Origin of the sequence: Serratia sp. MMO-28, from assembly GCF_037199905.1 — a bacterium.
Taxonomy (GTDB): domain Bacteria; phylum Pseudomonadota; class Gammaproteobacteria; order Enterobacterales; family Enterobacteriaceae; genus Chania; species Chania oryzae.
Map to the genome: position 1 here is coordinate 134048 of NZ_JBBCVB010000013.1, position 17897 is coordinate 151944.

The following is a 17897-nucleotide window of genomic DNA, read 5'->3' on the forward strand; positions in this document are numbered from 1 at the left end:
TGCCGATGCTGTTAACCCCGTTACTGACTGGCGTAGTAGAAACTTCGCTCAATAGCCTGCTGTTCCGCGATCGCAGCATGAAGGCCGCGCGCCAGCGGCTGGTGGGGAAAGTGCTGCGCATCGAATTGCAGGAACTCAGCGCGCCGCTGGTGCTGGTATTCAGCGAGCAACGGGTTGATGTGCTTGGCCAATCTGAAGACAACGCGGACTGCACCGTGCAAACCCGTACATCGGTGCTGCTGAAATTGCGCGATCGCCAGCAGCTTGCGCCGCTGATGCGCAGCGGTGAGCTGATCGTCGAAGGCGATATTCAGGTGGTGCAACAGTGGGTGGCGCTGCTCGATCTGGCGGAATGGGATCCGGCTGAATGGCTGGCACCCTATATCGGTGATATCGCCGCGCAGGGGATCAGCCAGATTGTGGGTAAAGGTGCCGCTCTGTTTAAGTCGGGTTTACAACGCCAGCAGCACTATGTGGCAGAAACCTTGACGGAAGAGTGGCGTGTGGCTCCTGGGCCGCTTGAAGTGGTGTGGTTTAACGAAGAGGTTGACGCCGCAGCCCGTAGTGCTGATGCACTGATTGCCCGTATGGACAAGTTGGAGGGTAAACGATGACCCCTAGCGAACTATGCCGCCTGTATTTGATTATCAGCGTTTTTCTCAGCTATGGGCTGGATGAACTGATCCCTAAAATGCGCCTGACATGGCCATTGCGTTTTGGCCGCCGTCTGCTGTTCTGGATGCCGAATCGCCATAAAGACAAACCCTTGGGTGAACGCTTGCGTTTGGCGTTGCAGGAACTGGGCCCGGTGTGGATCAAGTTCGGCCAGATGATGTCGACCCGCCGTGACCTATTTCCCCCGCATATTGCCGATCAACTGACGCTGTTGCAGGATCGCGTGGCACCGTTTGATGGTGCGTTGGCCCGCCAGCATATTGAATTGGCAATGGGCGGCCCGCTGGAAACCTGGTTTGATGATTTCGATCAGCAGGCACTGGCTTCCGCCTCTATTGCCCAAGTGCATACCGCGCGGCTGAAAAGCTCCGGGCAGGAAGTGGTGCTGAAAGTGATCCGCCCGGACATTGGGCCGATTATCAAGGCTGACGTGCGCTTGATGTACCGCCTGGCGGGCTGGGTGCCGAAACTGCTGCCGGATGGCCGCCGCCTGCGTCCGCGTGAAGTGGTGCGCGAGTACGAGAAAACCCTGCTGGACGAGCTGAATCTGCTGCGTGAGGCAGCTAACGCGATCCAGCTACGCCGTAATTTCGACGGTAGCCCGATGCTTTACGTGCCCGAGGTCTATTCCGATTACTGCCGCGAAAGCGTGCTGGTGATGGAGCGGATTTACGGCATTCCGGTGTCGGATATTGAAGCCTTGGAAAAGCAGGGCACCAATATGAAGCTGCTGGCCGAGCGCGGAGTGCAGGTGTTCTTTACCCAGGTGTTCCGGGACAGCTTCTTCCATGCCGATATGCACCCCGGCAATATTTTTGTCAGCTATGAGCACCCGCAGGATCCCTGTTATATCGGTATTGACTGCGGCATCGTTGGCTCATTGAACAAGGATGATAAGCGCTATCTGGCAGAGAACTTTATCGCTTTCTTTAACCGTGACTACCGCAAGGTGGCGGAACTGCACGTCGACTCCGGCTGGGTGCCGCGCGATACCAACGTAGAAGATTTTGAGTTTGCCATCCGTACCGTCTGTGAGCCGATTTTCGAAAAGCCGCTGGCGGAGATCTCGTTTGGTCATGTGCTGCTCAACCTGTTCAACACGGCGCGCCGCTTTAATATGGAAGTGCAGCCGCAACTGGTGTTATTGCAGAAAACCCTGTTATATGTTGAAGGCTTGGGCCGTCAGCTTTATCCGCAGTTGGATCTCTGGACCACGGCGAAGCCGTTCCTCGAAAGCTGGCTGCGCGATCAGGTGGGGATCCCGGCTGTGATCCGGGCGCTGAAAGAAAAAGCGCCGTTCTGGGCCGAGAAACTGCCTGAATTGCCCGAATTGTTTTACGATAGCCTGCAGCAACATAAGCGGCTGCAGCAAAGCGTCGATAAGCTGGCCAGCCAGATGCAAGGGCAGCGTATTCGCCAAGGTCAATCACGGTATTTGTTTGGCGTTGGCGCTACACTGTTAGTCAGTGGTACGATTTTGCTGCTGGGAGGCGTTGATGTGCTTCCTGCATGGTTGATGGTTGCCGGTGTGGTAGCCTGGGGCGTAGGTTGGAAGCGCACCACCTGAATGAATTCAAAACCCGGTTACAGGTTGCGGCATATCCTATTGGAAGATGGAAAGGGTATAATGCGGCAACATGGAATAACCCTTTAATATAGAGGCGATTGGAATGGGCGGTATTAGTATTACGCAATTGTTGATCATCGCAGTGATCGTGGTGCTGCTGTTTGGTACCAAAAAACTCCGTACGCTGGGATCCGATCTCGGTGCATCAATCAAAGGCTTCAAAAAAGCCATCGGTGATGACAGTACGCCACCGGCTAACACGGCTGAGAAAAGCAACCTCGAAGACGCTGACTTTACGGCCAAGCCTATCACCGATAAGCAGCCGGAAGTGAAAACCGAAGAGTCGAAGAACAAAGAGCAGGTATAAACCGTGTTTGACATTGGGTTTGGTGAACTGCTGCTGGTATTGGTGATCGGCCTGGTGGTACTCGGGCCGGAACGCTTGCCGGTCGCGGTCAGAACAGTTGCTGGCTGGATCCGGGCGCTGCGCTCTCTGGCAGCTTCAGTGCAAAATGAGCTTTCGCAGGAGCTGAAACTGCAGGAATTGCAGGAAAGCCTGAAGAAGGTAGAGAGTGCCGGTTTGCAGAATCTGACGCCGGAGCTCAAAGCATCGATGGATGAATTGAAAGAAGCGGCAGAATCGCTGAAGCGTTCTTATCATAGCGATCCGCATGAGCCAGCGCACACCATCCATAACCCGGTGGCGACCGATCCCGAAGCGATTCACGATGGCGCCTCCTCGGCGGAGGGTGCCGCTGTGCAGCCCCTGTCTGCACCCGCCGTGGAAGCAACGGCACCTGTGACGCAAGCCCCTGCACCGCAGGCCATTCAAGAGCCTGTGGCGGATAAAATCCCTGCTTCTCAACAACCTAGTGGCGAACGTTAAAACATGGCCGTTGAAGATACCCAACCGCTTATCAGTCATTTGATCGAACTGCGTAAGCGGCTGTTGAATTCGATTATCAGCGTGCTGGTGATCTTTATCGTGTTGGTGTTTTTCGCCAACGACATTTACCAGTTGGTGTCCGCGCCGCTGATCAAACAGCTGCCCGCCGGGGCGAGCATGATTGCCACCGATGTGGCTTCGCCTTTCTTTACCCCGATCAAGCTGACGATGATGGTGTCGGTCATCGTTGCCGCGCCAATTATTCTTTATCAGGTTTGGGCGTTTATCGCTCCTGCGCTGTATAAACACGAGCGCCGCCTGATGATGCCGTTGCTGGTGTCCAGCAGCCTGCTGTTTTATCTCGGGATGGCGTTTGCCTATTTTGTGGTGTTCCCGCTGGCTTTTGGCTTCTTTGCTAAAACCGCGCCAGCAGGCGTGTTGATTGCCACCGATATCAACAACTACCTCAATTTCGTCATGGCGCTGTTTATGGCGTTCGGTGTGGCGTTTGAGGTGCCGGTGGCTATCGTTCTGCTGTGCTGGAGCGGTGTGACAACGCCGGAAGATCTGCGTAAAAAGCGCCCGTATGTGCTGGTTGGGGCTTTCGTGGTCGGTATGCTGTTGACGCCACCGGACGTATTTTCGCAAACCCTGCTGGCGATCCCGATGTATCTGCTGTTTGAGGTGGGGGTATTCTGCGCCCGCTTCTACGTAGGGAAACGGCGTAAGCCCACAGAAGAAGATGAAGGTGAAGAAGAGCCACCCGCGCCCTGATTGCCGTGAGTCTCTGAACCGCCCTGATGGGCGGTTTTTGCTTTGGAAAAACCATGTTTGATATCGGAGTTAACCTTACCAGTTCACAATTCGCCAAAGACGCTACACAGGTGGTTGAACGCGCCCGAATGGCCGGTGTTACGGGGATGCTGATTACCGGCACCAGCGTGCAGGAAAGCGTCGCCGCCAGCTTGTTGGCGCGCCAACAGCACGGTTATTGCTGGTCCACGGCCGGTGTCCATCCGCATCATGCCAGCAGTTGGAATGCTGAGGTAGCGCAGCAGATCCGCCAACTGGCCTTGCAACCAGAGGTGGTGGCGATCGGTGAATGCGGCTTGGATTTTAACCGTAACTTTTCAACCCCGGCGGAGCAGGAAGTGGCATTCAGCGCGCAGCTGGCGCTGGCGGCAGAACTGAATATGCCGGTGTTCCTGCATTGCCGCGAAGCACACGCACGTTTTGCCGCGCTGTTGGCCCCTTGGTTGGATAAACTGCCCGCCGCGGTCGTGCACTGTTTTACCGGCACGGCGGAAGAGTTGGCAGGCTGTTTGGCACTGGGCCTGTCGATCGGTATCACCGGTTGGGTGTGCGATGAGCGCCGTGGTTTGGAACTGCGGGCGTTGCTGCCGCAAATCCCTGTCGAGCGCCTACTGCTGGAAACTGACGCCCCCTATCTGTTGCCACGAGACTTACAGCCAAAACCGGCTTCTCGCCGCAACGAACCCTGTTTTCTGCCCCATATCGTCCGGCAGGTTGCTGCCTGGCGACAGGAAGACCCCGAGTGGTTGGGCAGGAAAACCGATGAAAACGCCCGCCGATTGTTCCGGCTGGTATGAGCAAGGAGAAAACTATGAGTTATGCATTCCCGGGGACGTTCCCAGGCCGCCGTATGCGCCGCCTGCGCCGCCATGATTTCAGCCGCCGTCTGATGGCCGAGAATCAGCTGACGGTGAATGACCTGATTTACCCGGTATTTGTCATGGAAGGCAGTAACCGCCAGGAGGCCGTTGCATCCATGCCCGGCGTGTCGCGTATGACCATCGATCTGCTGCTCAAAGAGGCGGAAACCCTCGCTAAATTGGGCGTGCCGGTGATCTCCTTGTTCCCTGTGATTGAACCTAGCCTGAAGTCACTGCATGCGGAAGAGGCTTATAACCCGGATGGCCTGGTGCAGCGTACCGTGCGTGCGCTGAAAGACGCCGTGCCTGAGCTGGGGATCCTGACCGATGTGGCGCTCGATCCGTACACTACTCATGGGCAGGACGGCGTGATCGACGAACAGGGTTATGTGATCAACGACATCAGCAAAGAGATTCTGGTGCGTCAGGCGTTGTCGCATGCGGAAGCCGGTGCCGAGATCGTGGCACCCAGCGATATGATGGATGGCCGCATCGGGGCGATCCGCGATCGGCTGGAACTGCAAGGCCATGTCAATACCCAGATCATGGCCTATTCTGCCAAGTATGCTTCCTGTTATTACGGCCCGTTCCGTGATGCGCTGGGATCGAGCGGTAATCTGAAAGGGGGTAACAAGAAGACCTATCAGATGGATCCGGCCAATAGCGATGAAGCGTTACAGGAAATTGCCCAGGATCTGCAGGAAGGGGCGGATATGGTGATGGTGAAGCCGGGGATGCCGTATCTGGACGTGGTGCGCCGCGTGAAAGATACCTTCGGCGTGCCGACCTTTGCCTATCAGGTTTCTGGCGAATATGCGATGCATATGGCCGCGATTCAGAACGGCTGGCTGCAGGAACAACCGGCGGTGATGGAGTCTTTGCTGTGCTTCAAACGTGCCGGGGCGGACGGGGTGCTGACGTACTTTGCCAAGCGCGTTGCGCAATGGCTGCATGAGGATGCGATGCGCCGCTAAATACAGAACAGGCACCCAAAGGTGCCTGTTCAGACTGCTGACAAAGCCCGTTATTAGGGAGAGCGTGCCGAAGGGGTCGTAGCGGCGTAAGCCGCCGGAGCGCCCCTCGGTGCGCTAGGCCCGAGTATCTCGGGTTCAAAAGCTACTTTGTCATCAACCTCCAGGCACCCAAGGGTGCCTGTTTACATTACAGTTTCTGGAATTGCCGGTTATCAATGCTTTGGGTGACCTGTTTGTTGATCAGGTTCAGCAACAGCATGGAGCGGGTTTCGCCGTCTGGTTCGGTATAGATTGCTTGTAAGCCTTCGAACACGCCATTGGTAATCAACACGGTATCGCCCGGCAACGGCGTGTGCGGATCGACATAGTGTTCGTTGCTGTGCGCCTGAAGTTCTTCAATAACCTGCAGTGGAATGAGTGCCGGTAAGGCGCCAAAACGAACAAAGTGACTGACGCCGCGTGTTGCGCTGATCGTGGTGGTATGAATCCGCTCTGGATCGAATTCGACGAACAGATAGTTGGGAAATAACGGCTCATCGACCGCAATACGCTTGCCACGTACGATCTTTTCCAGCGTGATAATCGGGCTAAGACAGTTCACTTCTTGCCGCACCAAGTGTTCCTGCGCCCGTAAAAGTTGGCCACGCTTACAATAAAGTAAATACCAAGATTCCATAATTTCACATGCCTTTCTGTCAGCCAGTAAGCATAGCAAAAGCTGCAACGGATACCTAGTAACGCAACTTTTCTGTCTGTGACAACCTCTATCTGCATGAATTATCGGCAGTTAGGGAAGCGTCACACACTTATCTACCTGCCTCAGGTATAACAGTAGGTCTTAAATTTGTTACTGTCACGGTATGGCATGCCTGCCAGGCATCTAATGTGACGTCATTATCATTTCTGGACCGAGGGAGAGACATGGAGCTATTTCTGCTGAGTAACGGCAAACTTTCTGGTGAGGCTGAATTACTCGGTTATGCCAAAAGCCCACTGTTGGCGATGATTGAACGTTGTAAGATCGCCTCTGCGCTATTAATTCCCTATGCGCTGATCCGCAGCGATTATGATCAGCGGGCGCAAGAGCTGACGCAGGCGTTGGGGATCAAGGTCACCAGTATTCATCACGCCGAATCTCCGGCAGCAGCGATCGCGCAGGCCGAATGCATCATGATCAGCGGGGGTAATACCTGGATGCTGAACCAGATGCTGCATGAAAAGGGGCTGATCGTGCCGATCCAGCGTGCGGTGCGCGAACGCAATGTGCCTTACGTGGGCTGGAGCGCGGGCTGCAACGTGGCAACGCCGAGCATCCGTACCACCAACGATATGCCGGTGCGTAACAGCGTAGTGCTGCCCGCGCTGGGCCTGTTCCCGCTGCAGATTAACCCGCACTATATCGATGCCCATATCAGTGGCCACATGGGGGAAACCCGTGATGAGCGCTTGGCGGAGTTCTGTGCGGTCAACCCGAGTGAGTCGGTGGTGGCGCTGCGTGAAGGCAGCCTGTTGTATGTTAGCGGGAACGATCTGCATTACTTTAGTGCCAAGCAGCAGGGCTTCAAGGTGTTCCGCCACGGGGTGGAGACGCTGGAGTATCATGATACGCAGGCATTACGCCCGTTGGTGCCTTTTACCTGCCATTGAACCTTTAACAAAATTGCAGCAACAACCGTGAAGAGGGCTTATAATGCCCTCCTCACTGGCCGCTATAATGATTATCATGAAATACCGTGACTTACGTGATTTCCTCTCGTTGCTGGAAAAGAGAGGGGAATTAAAACGCATCAGCCAGCCGATCGATCCCTATCTGGAAATGACAGAAATTGCCGATCGTACCTTGCGTGCAGGCGGCCCGGCGTTGCTGTTCGAAAATCCGAAAGGTTACGACATGCCGGTGCTGTGCAATCTGTTCGGTACCACCAAGCGTGTGGCGATGGGAATGGGCCAGGAAGACGTCAGCGCGCTGCGTGAAGTCGGCAAGCTGCTGGCGTTCCTCAAAGAACCGGAGCCACCGAAAGGCTTCCGCGATCTGTTCGATAAAATCCCCAAATTCAAACAAGTGCTCAACATGCCGACCAAGGTGTTGGGTTCTGCGCCTTGTCAGGAACAAGTGTGGCAGGGTGATGATGTCGATCTGGGCCGTATCCCGATTATGCATTGCTGGCCGGAAGATGCCGCACCGCTGGTAACCTGGGGGCTGACCGTCACGCGCGGCCCGCACAAAGAGCGCCAGAATCTGGGCATCTACCGCCAACAGGTGCTGGGCAAGAACAAGCTGATTATGCGTTGGCTGTCGCATCGCGGCGGCGCGCTGGATTATCTGGAATGGTGCCAGACACACCCTGGTGAGCGTTTCCCTGTGGCCGTTGCCTTGGGGGCCGATCCTGCCACCATTCTCGGCGCAGTGACGCCAGTGCCGGATAACCTTTCCGAATACGCCTTTGCCGGGCTGCTGCGCGGCAATAAAACCGAAGTGGTCAAGTGCCTCTCCAACGATCTTGAAGTGCCAGCCAGCGCAGAGATTGTACTGGAAGGCTATATCGAACCGGGTGAGATGGCACCGGAAGGGCCGTATGGCGATCACACCGGTTATTACAACGAGATTGACCACTTCCCGGTATTTACCGTCACGCATATCACCCAGCGGCGGAACGCGATTTATCACTCGACCTACACCGGCCGCCCGCCCGATGAGCCTGCGGTGATGGGTGTGGCGCTGAACGAAGTCTTCGTACCGATCCTGCAAAAACAGTTCCCAGAGATTGTGGATTTCTATCTGCCACCGGAAGGATGTTCCTACCGCCTGGCGGTAGTCACCATCAAAAAACAGTATGCTGGGCATGCCAAACGCGTAATGATGGGAGTCTGGTCTTTCCTACGCCAATTTATGTATACCAAGTTCGTCATCGTGTGTGATGACGACGTGAATGCGCGTGACTGGAACGATGTGATTTGGGCCATTACCACCCGTATGGATCCGGCAAGGGATACCGTATTGGTGGAGAATACGCCGATTGATTATCTGGACTTCGCTTCGCCAGTTTCTGGCCTTGGCTCGAAAATGGGCCTGGATGCCACCAATAAATGGCCGGGAGAAACCCAGCGTGAGTGGGGCCGTCCGATCCAGATGGATGAGAAGGTGCGTGCGCGCATCGATGAAATCTGGGATGAGCTCGCCATATTCAGTGACAGAGAACCGACGCTGTAGCGTCAGGCTTTGTACTCAGCTTTGCATTGATGACCCGACAGAGGGAACGCATGACAATATTGAGCTGTAAAGTGACCTCCGTAGAGGCCATTACCGATACCGTTTATCGGGTACGTTTAGTGCCTGAAGGTTCGTTTTCGTTCAAGGCAGGGCAATACCTGATGGTGGTGATGGATGAGCGCGATAAGCGCCCGTTCTCTCTCGCTTCGACACCGGCACAGCAGGAATACATCGAATTACACATCGGTGCTTCGGAGCTGAATCTGTACGCGATGGCGGTAATGGAGCGGATCCTCAAAGAACAGGCGATCACCGTGGATATTCCGCATGGCGATGCCTGGCTGCGTGAAGAAGGTAGCCGCCCGCTGGTGCTGATCGCGGGGGGAACCGGTTACTCGTACGCCCGTTCTATCCTGTTGGCCGCGCTGGAACGGCAACCGGATCGCGATATCTCCATTTATTGGGGCGGGCGTGAGCTGAAACACCTGTACGATCTCAGTGAATTGAAGAACCTTTCGATGCAGTACCCTAACCTGAAGGTGATCCCGGTGGTGGAGCAGCCAGAGAGTGACTGGCGTGGCCGCAGCGGAACCGTATTAAGCGCGGTATTGCAGGACTTTGGCTCACTGGCGGGGCATGATATCTACATTGCTGGCCGTTTCGAAATGGCGAAAATTGCCCGCGAACGTTTCTGTGCCGAGCGCGGTGCTTTGGAAGCACATATGTACGGTGATGCTTTCTCGTTTATCTAAGAGAACGCGCGGCAGTGAAAACGGGGGCCAAGCGCGCCCCGTTTTTATTGGGGCCGGTGTGGATTATGGGCATAAAAAAACCCGCCCCTGACAGGCGGGAAGTACGACAACTAAACTCTTGAGGATGCCCCGCGGAGCATCCAAGCAGACACAGCTAAACGCGCTCGAACACCGTTGCGATCCCCTGACCCAGGCCGATACACATGGTCGCCAAACCGAACTGCACGTCGCGGCGCTCCATATTATTCAGCAGAGTGGTGGAGATACGTGAACCGGAACAGCCCAGCGGGTGACCAAGTGCGATCGCACCACCGTTCAGGTTAACTTTATCGTCCAGGCTTTCCAGCAACCCAAGATCTTTGATGCAGGGCAGAGACTGGGCAGCAAAGGCTTCATTCAGCTCAAACAGACCAATATCCTGCACGCTTAAACCCGCGCGTTTCAGCGCCAGTTTACTGGCAGGTACCGGGCCGTAGCCCATGATGGAAGGATCACAGCCGACCACGGCCATCGAACGGATACGCGCGCGGGCCTTCAAACCCAGATCCTTGGCACGCGATTCGCTCATAATCAGCATGGCAGAAGCGCCATCGGACAGTGCCGAAGAACTGCCCGCCGTGACGGTGCCGTTCACCGGATCGAATGCCGGGCGTAATGCGGCCAGGCTGGCGACAGTGGTTTCCGGGCGGATCACTTCATCATAATCGTAACGCGTCAGTACGCCGTCGGCGTCATGGCCGCTGGTTGGGATAATTTCATTTTTAAAGTACCTGGCCAGAGTCGCGGCATGTGCACGCTGGTGTGAACGTGCGGCGAATTCATCCTGCATTTCACGGCTGAAACCATGTATTTTGGCCAGCATTTCTGCGGTCAGGCCCATCATTCCGGCGGCTTTGGCCACCGTACGGCTCAAGCCTGGATGAAAGTCCACGCCGTGGCTCATCGGTACATGGCCCATATGCTCAACGCCGCCAATCAGGCTGACCTGCGCGTCGCCAACCATGATAGTGCGAGCGGCATCGTGCAAAGCCTGCATGGATGAGCCGCACAGGCGGTTCACCGTGACTGCAGGTACGCTGTGGGGAATCTCTGCCAGCAGTGCAGCGTTGCGGGCGATGTTAAAGCCTTGCTCCAGCGTTTGCTGCACGCAGCCCCAGTAAATGTCGTCAATTTCGGCGGCATTCAGCGCTGGGTTACGGCTCAGCACGGCACGCATCAGGTGGGCAGAAAGATCTTCAGCGCGTACCTGACGGAAAGCCCCGCCTTTTGAGCGGCCCATCGGCGTGCGTACGGCATCAACAATCACTACATTTTCCATCTTTATGACCTCATGCCGGTTGGCCAGTGGAGATATCAGACAGCGCCGCTGCCACCACCGGATAGTAGCTTTCATTACGTTCTGCTTTAGCACGCAGGCCTGCGGGCACCTGATACAGCGCCCCTAAATGGGCATAACGCTGCGCCATTTCGACGTAATGGGTGGTGCCAAGCGTATCCAGATAACGGAATACGCCACCGTGGAACGGCGGGAAGCCAAGGCCATATACCAGCGCCATATCGGCTTCTGCCGGGCTGGCCACGATACCTTCTTCCAGGCAGCGTACCACTTCGTTGATCATCGGGATCATCATGCGTGCGATGATCTCATCGCTGTTGATGGCCTGTGCCGGTTGGCTCACTTCTGCCAGCAAGGCATCGCTCTGCTCATCGTTATCTTTACGCGGCTTACCTTTGCTGTCTTGACTGTAACGGTAGAAGCCCAACTGGTTTTTCTGCCCGAAACGCTGGTTGTCGAACATGACGTCGATCGCGTCGCGGTAATCTTTACTCATCCGCTCAGGGAAGCCGGCGGCCATCACGGCCTGGGCGTGGTGCGCGGTATCAATACCGACGACATCCAGCAGATAAGCCGGGCCCATCGGCCAGCCGAACTGTTTCTCCATCACTTTGTCGATCTGACGGAAGTCGGCCCCGTCACGCAGCAGCAGGCTGAAACCGGCAAAATAGGGGAACAATACGCGGTTAACAAAGAATCCAGGGCAATCGTTGACCACAATCGGCGTTTTGCCCATGCGGGTAGCGTAGGCCACTACGGCGGCAATGGTGCTGTCGCTGGTGTGTTCGCCGCGAATAATTTCGACCAGCGGCATGCGATGCACCGGGTTGAAGAAGTGCATACCGCAGAAGTTTTGCGGGCGTTTTAAGGATTTGGCCAGTTGCGTAATAGGGATAGTTGATGTGTTAGACGCCAGCACTGCATTTTCGCCGATCAGGTTTTCCACTTCAGACAGCACGGCAGCTTTCACTTTCGGGTTTTCGACCACCGCTTCAACAATCAATTCAGCCCGCTCAATGCCGGCATAATCCAGCCGAGGTTGGATGGTTGACAGCACCTGCGCCATCTTCAATCCATCCAACTTACCGCGTTCCAGCTGTTTATTCAGCAGCTTGGCGGCTTCATTCATACCGAGCGTCAGGGATTTATCATTAATGTCTTTCATGATGACCGGGACGCCTTTCAGCGCCGATTGGTAAGCAATACCACCGCCCATAATCCCGGCCCCCAAGACAGCAGCCTGTTTTGGGGCTTCTGCATTTTTCGCCAGCTTTTTCGCCTGGCCTTTCACAAACTGATCGTTGAGGAAAATACCCACCAAGGCGCGCGCTTCATTGGAGCGCGCCAAAGGCACAAAGCTGGCTGTTTCCAGTTTCAACGCCTCATCACGGCCCAATTTTGCTGCCGCTTCGATGGTTTTCACTGCGGTCATCGGCGCTGGGTAATGCTTACCTGCGGTTTGCAGCACCATGCCTTTGGCGGTGGTGAAGCTCATCGCTGCTTCGATCGGGCTCAGTTTCAGTGGCTCTAACTTCGGCTGACGGTAAGCACGCCAGTCAAGCTGCCCGTCGATCGCCTGTTGCAGCATTTTCAGTGCGGCATCCACCAGTTTTTCCGTGGCTACCACCGCATCGACCAAGCCGACTTTCAGCGCCTCTTGGGCACCGATGTCTTTGCCTGCCGCGATGATTTCCAGCGCGCTGTCGTTCCCCAGCAGGCGTGGTAAACGCACGGAACCGCCAAAACCTGGCATGATGCCAAGCTTGGTTTCCGGCAGACCGATGCGGGCATCCGGAGAGGCAACACGGAAATCAGTTGCCAAGATGCATTCACAGCCCCCGCCGAGTGCATAACCGTTGATCGCGGCAATGGTCGGTACCGGTAAATCTTCCAGACGGTTGAAAACGCTGTTGGCAAAGACCAGCCATTCATGCAATTTTTCAGCCGGTGCAGCAAACAGCGAAAGAAATTCGGTGATATCGGCACCGACAATAAAGGCAGCTTTGGAAGAGCGCAGCAGCAACCCTTTCAACTCGGTTTGCTTTTCCAGCACATCGAGCGCGGCGCCCAGGCTGGCAACGGTGCTGGTGTCCAGTTTGTTGATCGAGCCAGGTGCATTGAACACCAGCTCGGCGATGCCGTTTTCGAGCCAGTGTACTTGTAATGTTTCGCCTTGGTAGAGCATGTCTATCTCCTGAATCAGCGCAGATGATCTGGTATGACCAGATGTTGAGGAGTGTGGTTTTTATGTTAACAATATGCAAATAAAAGATTGCGTATTTGCAGGATTGATCACATGGGGGATACATAATCCATTGATATAAATATAGGTTATTTTTCTGCTTCTAGTGATAAATGCGCAAGTGCAAAACGCTTTGCAAAAATACTGAGCGCGGGATGTAACGTGTTTGCAGCAGCTTTGCGAAGCACTCCGCACGCAGGAGTGGATGGGGTTGGAGCGCCGATACAGTGTGTTAAGATGGCGCATTCCGTTTTGAGGATATAAAGGTACTGTGATGGAAACGCTGGCTTCTTTGTATAACGATCACCTGGCAACGCTGCAAAAACGGGCGCGTGAGGTGTTAGAGCGCAATAACCTGGACGCATTGCTAATCCACTCCGGGGAACTGCAACGGGTATTTCTGGATGATCACCACTACCCGTTTAAAGTGAACGCAAACTTTAAAGCCTGGGTGCCGGTCACGTCCGTGCCGAATTGCTGGTTATGGGTTGATGGCGTTAACAAACCGAAGCTGTGGTTCTATTCTCCGGTGGACTATTGGCACAGCGTCGAACCGCTGCCAGACAGTTTCTGGACCAAACCTATTGAGCTGCACCCGCTGGTGAATGCCAACGATATTGCCAGCCAACTGCCATCACAGCGCGAACGTGTTGGCTATATCGGTTACGCCCAACAGCGTGCACGCGATCTCGGGATTGCTGCTGAGAACATTAACCCGCAAGCGGTGCTGAATTACCTCGATTTCCATCGTTCGATCAAAACCGGCTACGAGTTGGCGTGTATGCGTGAAGCGCAGAAAACCGCCGTGATGGGCCATCGCGCTGCGCACGAGGCTTTTCTGTCCGGCATGAGTGAGTTCGATATTAATCTGGCCTACCTGACCGCCACCGGCCACCGTGATACCGACGTTCCTTACGACAACATCGTTGCCTTGAACGAACACGCGGCGGTGCTGCATTACACCAAGCTGGATCACCAGCCACCTGCTGAGGCCAGGAGTTTCCTGCTTGATGCCGGGGCCGAATATAACGGCTATGCTGCCGATCTGACGCGTACCTATGCGGGCCAGAGTGGTAATGCTTTCGCACATCTGGTGAAAGATCTCAATGATGAGCAACTGGCATTGATTGGCACTATCAAACCCGGGGTTCGCTATACCGATTACCATGTGCAAATGCATCAGCGTATCGCCAAACTGCTCAAGAACCATAAGCTGGTGAGCGGCATCAGCGAAGAAGCGATGGTAGAGCAGGGTATTACTTGTCCATTCCTGCCGCATGGGTTAGGCCATCCTCTTGGCTTGCAGGTGCATGATACCGCTGGCTTTATGCAGGATGAAAACGGGACCCACCTGGCAGCCCCTGCAAAATACCCTTTCCTGCGCTGTACGCGAGTGCTGCAACCGGGCATGGTTCTGACTATCGAACCCGGGCTGTATTTTATCGAATCGCTGTTGGCTCCGTGGCGTCATGGCGAGTTCAGTAAACATTTTGCCTGGGATCGCATCGATGCGCTGAAACCCTACGGGGGTATCCGTATTGAGGACAATATCGTGATTCACGAAAAGCGTGTTGAGAACATGACGCGCGATCTGCATCTGGCCTGATGCAGCCTTACCCGATCCCTAGCGCTGTTGTCAGCGTCAGTGAGGAGATAAAGAAGAGCCGTTTTATTACACTGCTGGCGCCGACCTGCGGAGTGGTTGCGGCTAAAGCCTTTATCCAACAGGTTCGTGAGGAGCATCCTTCCGCCCGGCATCATTGCTGGGCGTTTGTGGCCGGTGCTCCTGATGATTCACAGCAGTTGGGTTTTTCTGACGACGGTGAGCCTTCAGGAACCGCCGGTAAACCGATACTTGCCCAGTTGATGGGGAGCGGGATCGGCGAAATAACGGCCGTTGTAGTGCGTTACTACGGTGGTATCAAGTTGGGAACGGGCGGATTGGTGAAGGCCTACGGTAGTGGTGTACAGCAGGGATTGAAACAATTGGTTGTCAGTAATAGGGTTCCAGTCGCTGAATATGCTTTGCAGTGTGACTACGCGCAGCTGGCGCTGGTTGAAAGCTTACTGCAGCAAAGTGAAGGGCGGATTGTACATGGGGAATATGGTGCTGCTGTAATACTGCATCTGGCTTTACCAGCAACAGGTGTTGAGGTATTTGGGAGTAAATTACGTGATCTGAGTCGCGGTAATTTGCAATTAACCCCTATTTCGTAATAATTCCCCCAACTGAATTGCTAAGGATCGTGCTGAAATGCATTTTCGCGCTATAACCCGCATTGTGGGCCTGCTAGTCATCCTGTTTTCCGGGACGATGTTTATTCCCGGTCTGGTGGCATTAATATACCGCGATGGGGCAGGGCGGGCATTCAGTCAGACCTTCTTTGTTGCGGTGACGATCGGCCTGATGCTGTGGTGGCCGAACCGTAAACAGAAGAATGAATTAAAACCTCGCGAAGGTTTCCTGATTGTGGTGTTGTTCTGGACGGTATTGGGCAGCGTTGGGGCATTGCCTTTTCTGTTTGCAGAACGGCCGAATCTCACGCTCACGGACGCATTCTTTGAGTCTTTTTCCGGCTTAACCACGACCGGTGCGACCACGCTGGTAGGGTTGGATTCCTTACCAAAAGCGATCTTGTTTTACCGTCAGATGCTGCAATGGATGGGGGGGATGGGAATCATCGTCCTGGCCGTAGCCATACTGCCTATTCTTGGCGTTGGCGGGATGCAGTTGTATCGTGCGGAAATGCCGGGCCCGCTGAAAGACAACAAGATGCGCCCACGTATTGCTGAAACCGCCAAAACTCTGTGGCTGATTTATGTCTTACTGACGATTGCCTGTGCGCTTGCGTTATGGGGGGCTGGCATGTCGGCATTTGATGCTATTGGCCACAGCTTCGCCACCATTGCCATCGGTGGGTTTTCTACGCATGACGCCAGCATCGGTTACTATGCCAGCCCGACAATCAACACGATTGTTGCCGTGTTTCTGCTGATCTCCGGCTGTAACTTCGGCCTACATTTTGCCGTGTTGAGTGGGCGCAGTTTGAAAGTGTACTGGCGTGATCCCGAATTTCGCATGTTTATCGCAGTACAGTTTACCTTGGTGGCAGTTTGCACTCTGATACTGTGGTGGCACGGCATCTATAAAAGCGGTATGGAAACCATCAACCAGGCTTTCTTTCAAGTCGTTTCGATGGCGACAACGGCGGGCTTTACTACCGACAGTTTTTCTAAATGGCCGCTGTTTCTGCCAATGCTATTGCTTTGTTCGGCATTTATTGGTGGCTGTGCGGGCTCAACGGGCGGTGGGCTGAAAGTGATCCGCATTCTGTTGCTGTATTTGCAAGGTTCGCGAGAATTGAAGCGGTTAGTGCACCCGAATGCGGTTTACACCATCAAATTAGGCAACCGTGCGTTGCCAGAACGCATCCTCGAAGCGGTATGGGGCTTTTTCTCGGCCTATGCCTTGGTGTTCATCGTCAGCATGCTGGCAATTATCGCGACTGGCGTGGATGATTTTTCAGCTTTCGCAGCGGTAACCGCCACACTCAACAATCTGGGGCCGGGCCTCGGTGTTGTTGCCGATAACTTCACTACTATGCCGCCACCGGCAAAATGGATATTGGTGCTGACCATGCTATTTGGTCGTTTGGAAGTCTTTACGCTGTTGGTTCTTTTCACACCGACATTCTGGCGTGAGTAGCCCTATAAAAGGAGTAATGTCATGAAGGCACTGATTCTTTATTCGAGCCGTGATGGGCAAACGCGTTCGATTGCTTCTTATATAGCAAGCAAATTGCAGGACACGATGAGCTGTGACGTGATCAATCTGTTACAGGCGGATGCCGTTGAATTGGACCAGTATCAACAGGTGTTGATTGGAGCGTCTGTGCGTTACGGCCATTTCCATCCAGTACTGGAAAGGTTTGTTAAGCGTCATGCCGAGCAACTGAACCGCATGCCAAGTGCTTTCTTTGCGGTGAATCTGACGGCACGTAAGCCGGAAAAGCGTGCGCCACAAACTAATGCTTATACCCGCAAGTTCTTGTTGTCCTCTCCTTGGCAACCAAAACAATGCGCCGTGTTTGCGGGGGCGCTGCGTTATCCGCGTTATCGCTGGTTTGATCGCTTTATGATTCGTTTAATCATGAAGATAACGGGGGGAGAAACAGATACCAGTAAAGAAGTGGAGTATACAGATTGGCAACAGGTCGATCGTTTCACCCATGAATTCCGCCGTCTCTAGTACGAAAAATGACATAAGCGCTGCCTTATACAGCGTTTTGCTGAAAATATCCGCGCTTGAAACATTTTTTGAATTTAGGGGTTGCGGCCGGCGCGGAACTCCCTATAATGCGCCTCCACTGACCGGGAACAACGACTGACAAGGTCGCCCAGCCAGGAAGAATCAACCCGGTGAAAACACCGTTCTCAACAGAGAAAAAAGGTTGACTCTTCAGCGGGAAGGCGTATTATCTGCCTCCCGCGTTACCGAGAAACATGTCGGTAACCACGCTCTTTAACAATTTATCAGACAATCTGTGTGGGCACTCACAAGACGATATCCAGCTGCTTCGG

Annotated in this window: 17 protein-coding genes; 14 read left to right on the top strand and 3 right to left on the bottom strand. The window is 54.5% G+C overall.

Annotated features, from left to right (window positions below; genetic code table 11):
* Positions 1–5 precede the first annotated feature (5 nt).
* The 7 genes from ubiJ to hemB all read left to right on the top strand — a co-directional run bounded on the left by ubiJ (position 6) and on the right by hemB (position 5775).
* Complete coding sequence (ubiJ, locus tag WG891_RS13535) at positions 6–614, top strand: ubiquinone biosynthesis protein UbiJ (RefSeq protein ID WP_337263181.1); 609 nt, start codon at positions 6–8, stop codon at positions 612–614.
* Positions 611–2242 (top strand): ubiquinone biosynthesis regulatory protein kinase UbiB, encoded by a 1632-nt coding sequence (gene ubiB / locus WG891_RS13540; protein ID WP_337263182.1) that lies wholly within the window; start codon positions 611–613, stop codon positions 2240–2242. Before ubiJ ends, ubiB begins: the two co-directional genes overlap by 4 nt.
* A gap of 103 nt (positions 2243–2345) precedes the next feature.
* A complete protein-coding gene (gene tatA / locus WG891_RS13545; RefSeq protein WP_076943592.1) occupies positions 2346–2609 on the top strand; it encodes a Sec-independent protein translocase subunit TatA in 264 nt (87 codons plus the stop codon).
* Positions 2610–2612: 3 nt separating this feature from the next.
* Complete coding sequence (gene tatB, locus WG891_RS13550) at positions 2613–3128, top strand: Sec-independent protein translocase protein TatB (protein ID WP_337263183.1); 516 nt, start codon at positions 2613–2615, stop codon at positions 3126–3128.
* 3 nt (positions 3129–3131) lie between these two features.
* Positions 3132–3902: a Sec-independent protein translocase subunit TatC gene (gene tatC, locus WG891_RS13555; protein WP_076943594.1), complete on the top strand. Its 771-nt coding sequence runs from the start codon at positions 3132–3134 to the stop codon at positions 3900–3902.
* Between the two features lie 53 nt (positions 3903–3955).
* A complete protein-coding gene (gene tatD / locus WG891_RS13560) occupies positions 3956–4738 on the top strand; it encodes a 3'-5' ssDNA/RNA exonuclease TatD (RefSeq protein ID WP_337263184.1) in 783 nt (260 codons plus the stop codon).
* A 14-nt stretch (positions 4739–4752) separates the two neighbouring features.
* Positions 4753–5775, top strand: a complete 1023-nt coding sequence (gene hemB, locus WG891_RS13565; RefSeq protein WP_337263185.1) for a porphobilinogen synthase — start codon at positions 4753–4755, stop codon at positions 5773–5775.
* Between the two features lie 187 nt (positions 5776–5962).
* Here hemB and rfaH read toward each other — a convergent pair whose 3' ends face one another.
* Entirely contained in the window at positions 5963–6451 is a 489-nt protein-coding gene (gene rfaH, locus WG891_RS13570) for a transcription/translation regulatory transformer protein RfaH (protein WP_337263186.1), read from the bottom strand.
* A 245-nt stretch (positions 6452–6696) separates the two neighbouring features.
* On the opposite strand from rfaH, the gene pepE reads away from it, so the two are divergent.
* Genes pepE through fre form a run of 3 tightly spaced genes read left to right on the top strand, consistent with a single transcriptional unit; the run spans position 6697 to position 9738 of the window.
* Positions 6697–7422, top strand: a complete 726-nt coding sequence (gene pepE, locus WG891_RS13575; protein WP_337263187.1) for a dipeptidase PepE — start codon at positions 6697–6699, stop codon at positions 7420–7422.
* Positions 7423–7465: 43 nt separating this feature from the next.
* Positions 7466–8986, top strand: coding sequence for a 4-hydroxy-3-polyprenylbenzoate decarboxylase (gene ubiD / locus WG891_RS13580; RefSeq protein ID WP_337263188.1), 1521 nt, complete (start codon positions 7466–7468; stop codon positions 8984–8986).
* A 50-nt stretch (positions 8987–9036) separates the two neighbouring features.
* A complete protein-coding gene (fre, locus tag WG891_RS13585) occupies positions 9037–9738 on the top strand; it encodes an NAD(P)H-flavin reductase (RefSeq protein ID WP_337263189.1) in 702 nt (233 codons plus the stop codon).
* A gap of 154 nt (positions 9739–9892) precedes the next feature.
* Here the strand turns inward: fre and fadA are convergent, their stop codons facing one another.
* Both fadA and fadB read right to left on the bottom strand, forming a co-directional pair.
* Positions 9893–11056 (bottom strand): acetyl-CoA C-acyltransferase FadA, encoded by a 1164-nt coding sequence (fadA, locus tag WG891_RS13590; RefSeq protein WP_337263190.1) that lies wholly within the window; start codon positions 11054–11056, stop codon positions 9893–9895.
* A gap of 10 nt (positions 11057–11066) precedes the next feature.
* Entirely contained in the window at positions 11067–13259 is a 2193-nt protein-coding gene (gene fadB / locus WG891_RS13595) for a fatty acid oxidation complex subunit alpha FadB (RefSeq protein ID WP_337263191.1), read from the bottom strand.
* Between the two features lie 331 nt (positions 13260–13590).
* Between fadB and pepQ the strand changes: the two genes are divergently transcribed.
* From pepQ to hemG, 4 genes are read left to right on the top strand one after another with little or no spacing between them, the layout of a single operon-like run.
* Positions 13591–14922, top strand: a complete 1332-nt coding sequence (pepQ, locus tag WG891_RS13600) for a Xaa-Pro dipeptidase (RefSeq protein WP_337263192.1) — start codon at positions 13591–13593, stop codon at positions 14920–14922.
* On the top strand, positions 14922–15533 hold the full coding sequence (locus WG891_RS13605) for an IMPACT family protein (protein ID WP_337263193.1): 612 nt from the start codon (positions 14922–14924) through the stop codon (positions 15531–15533). The genes pepQ and WG891_RS13605 overlap by 1 nt, the downstream gene beginning before the upstream one ends.
* A gap of 37 nt (positions 15534–15570) precedes the next feature.
* Positions 15571–17022 (top strand): Trk system potassium transporter TrkH, encoded by a 1452-nt coding sequence (trkH, locus tag WG891_RS13610; protein ID WP_076943605.1) that lies wholly within the window; start codon positions 15571–15573, stop codon positions 17020–17022.
* Between the two features lie 21 nt (positions 17023–17043).
* Entirely contained in the window at positions 17044–17565 is a 522-nt protein-coding gene (gene hemG / locus WG891_RS13615) for a menaquinone-dependent protoporphyrinogen IX dehydrogenase (RefSeq protein WP_337263194.1), read from the top strand.
* The last annotated feature ends 332 nt before the right edge of the window (positions 17566–17897 follow it).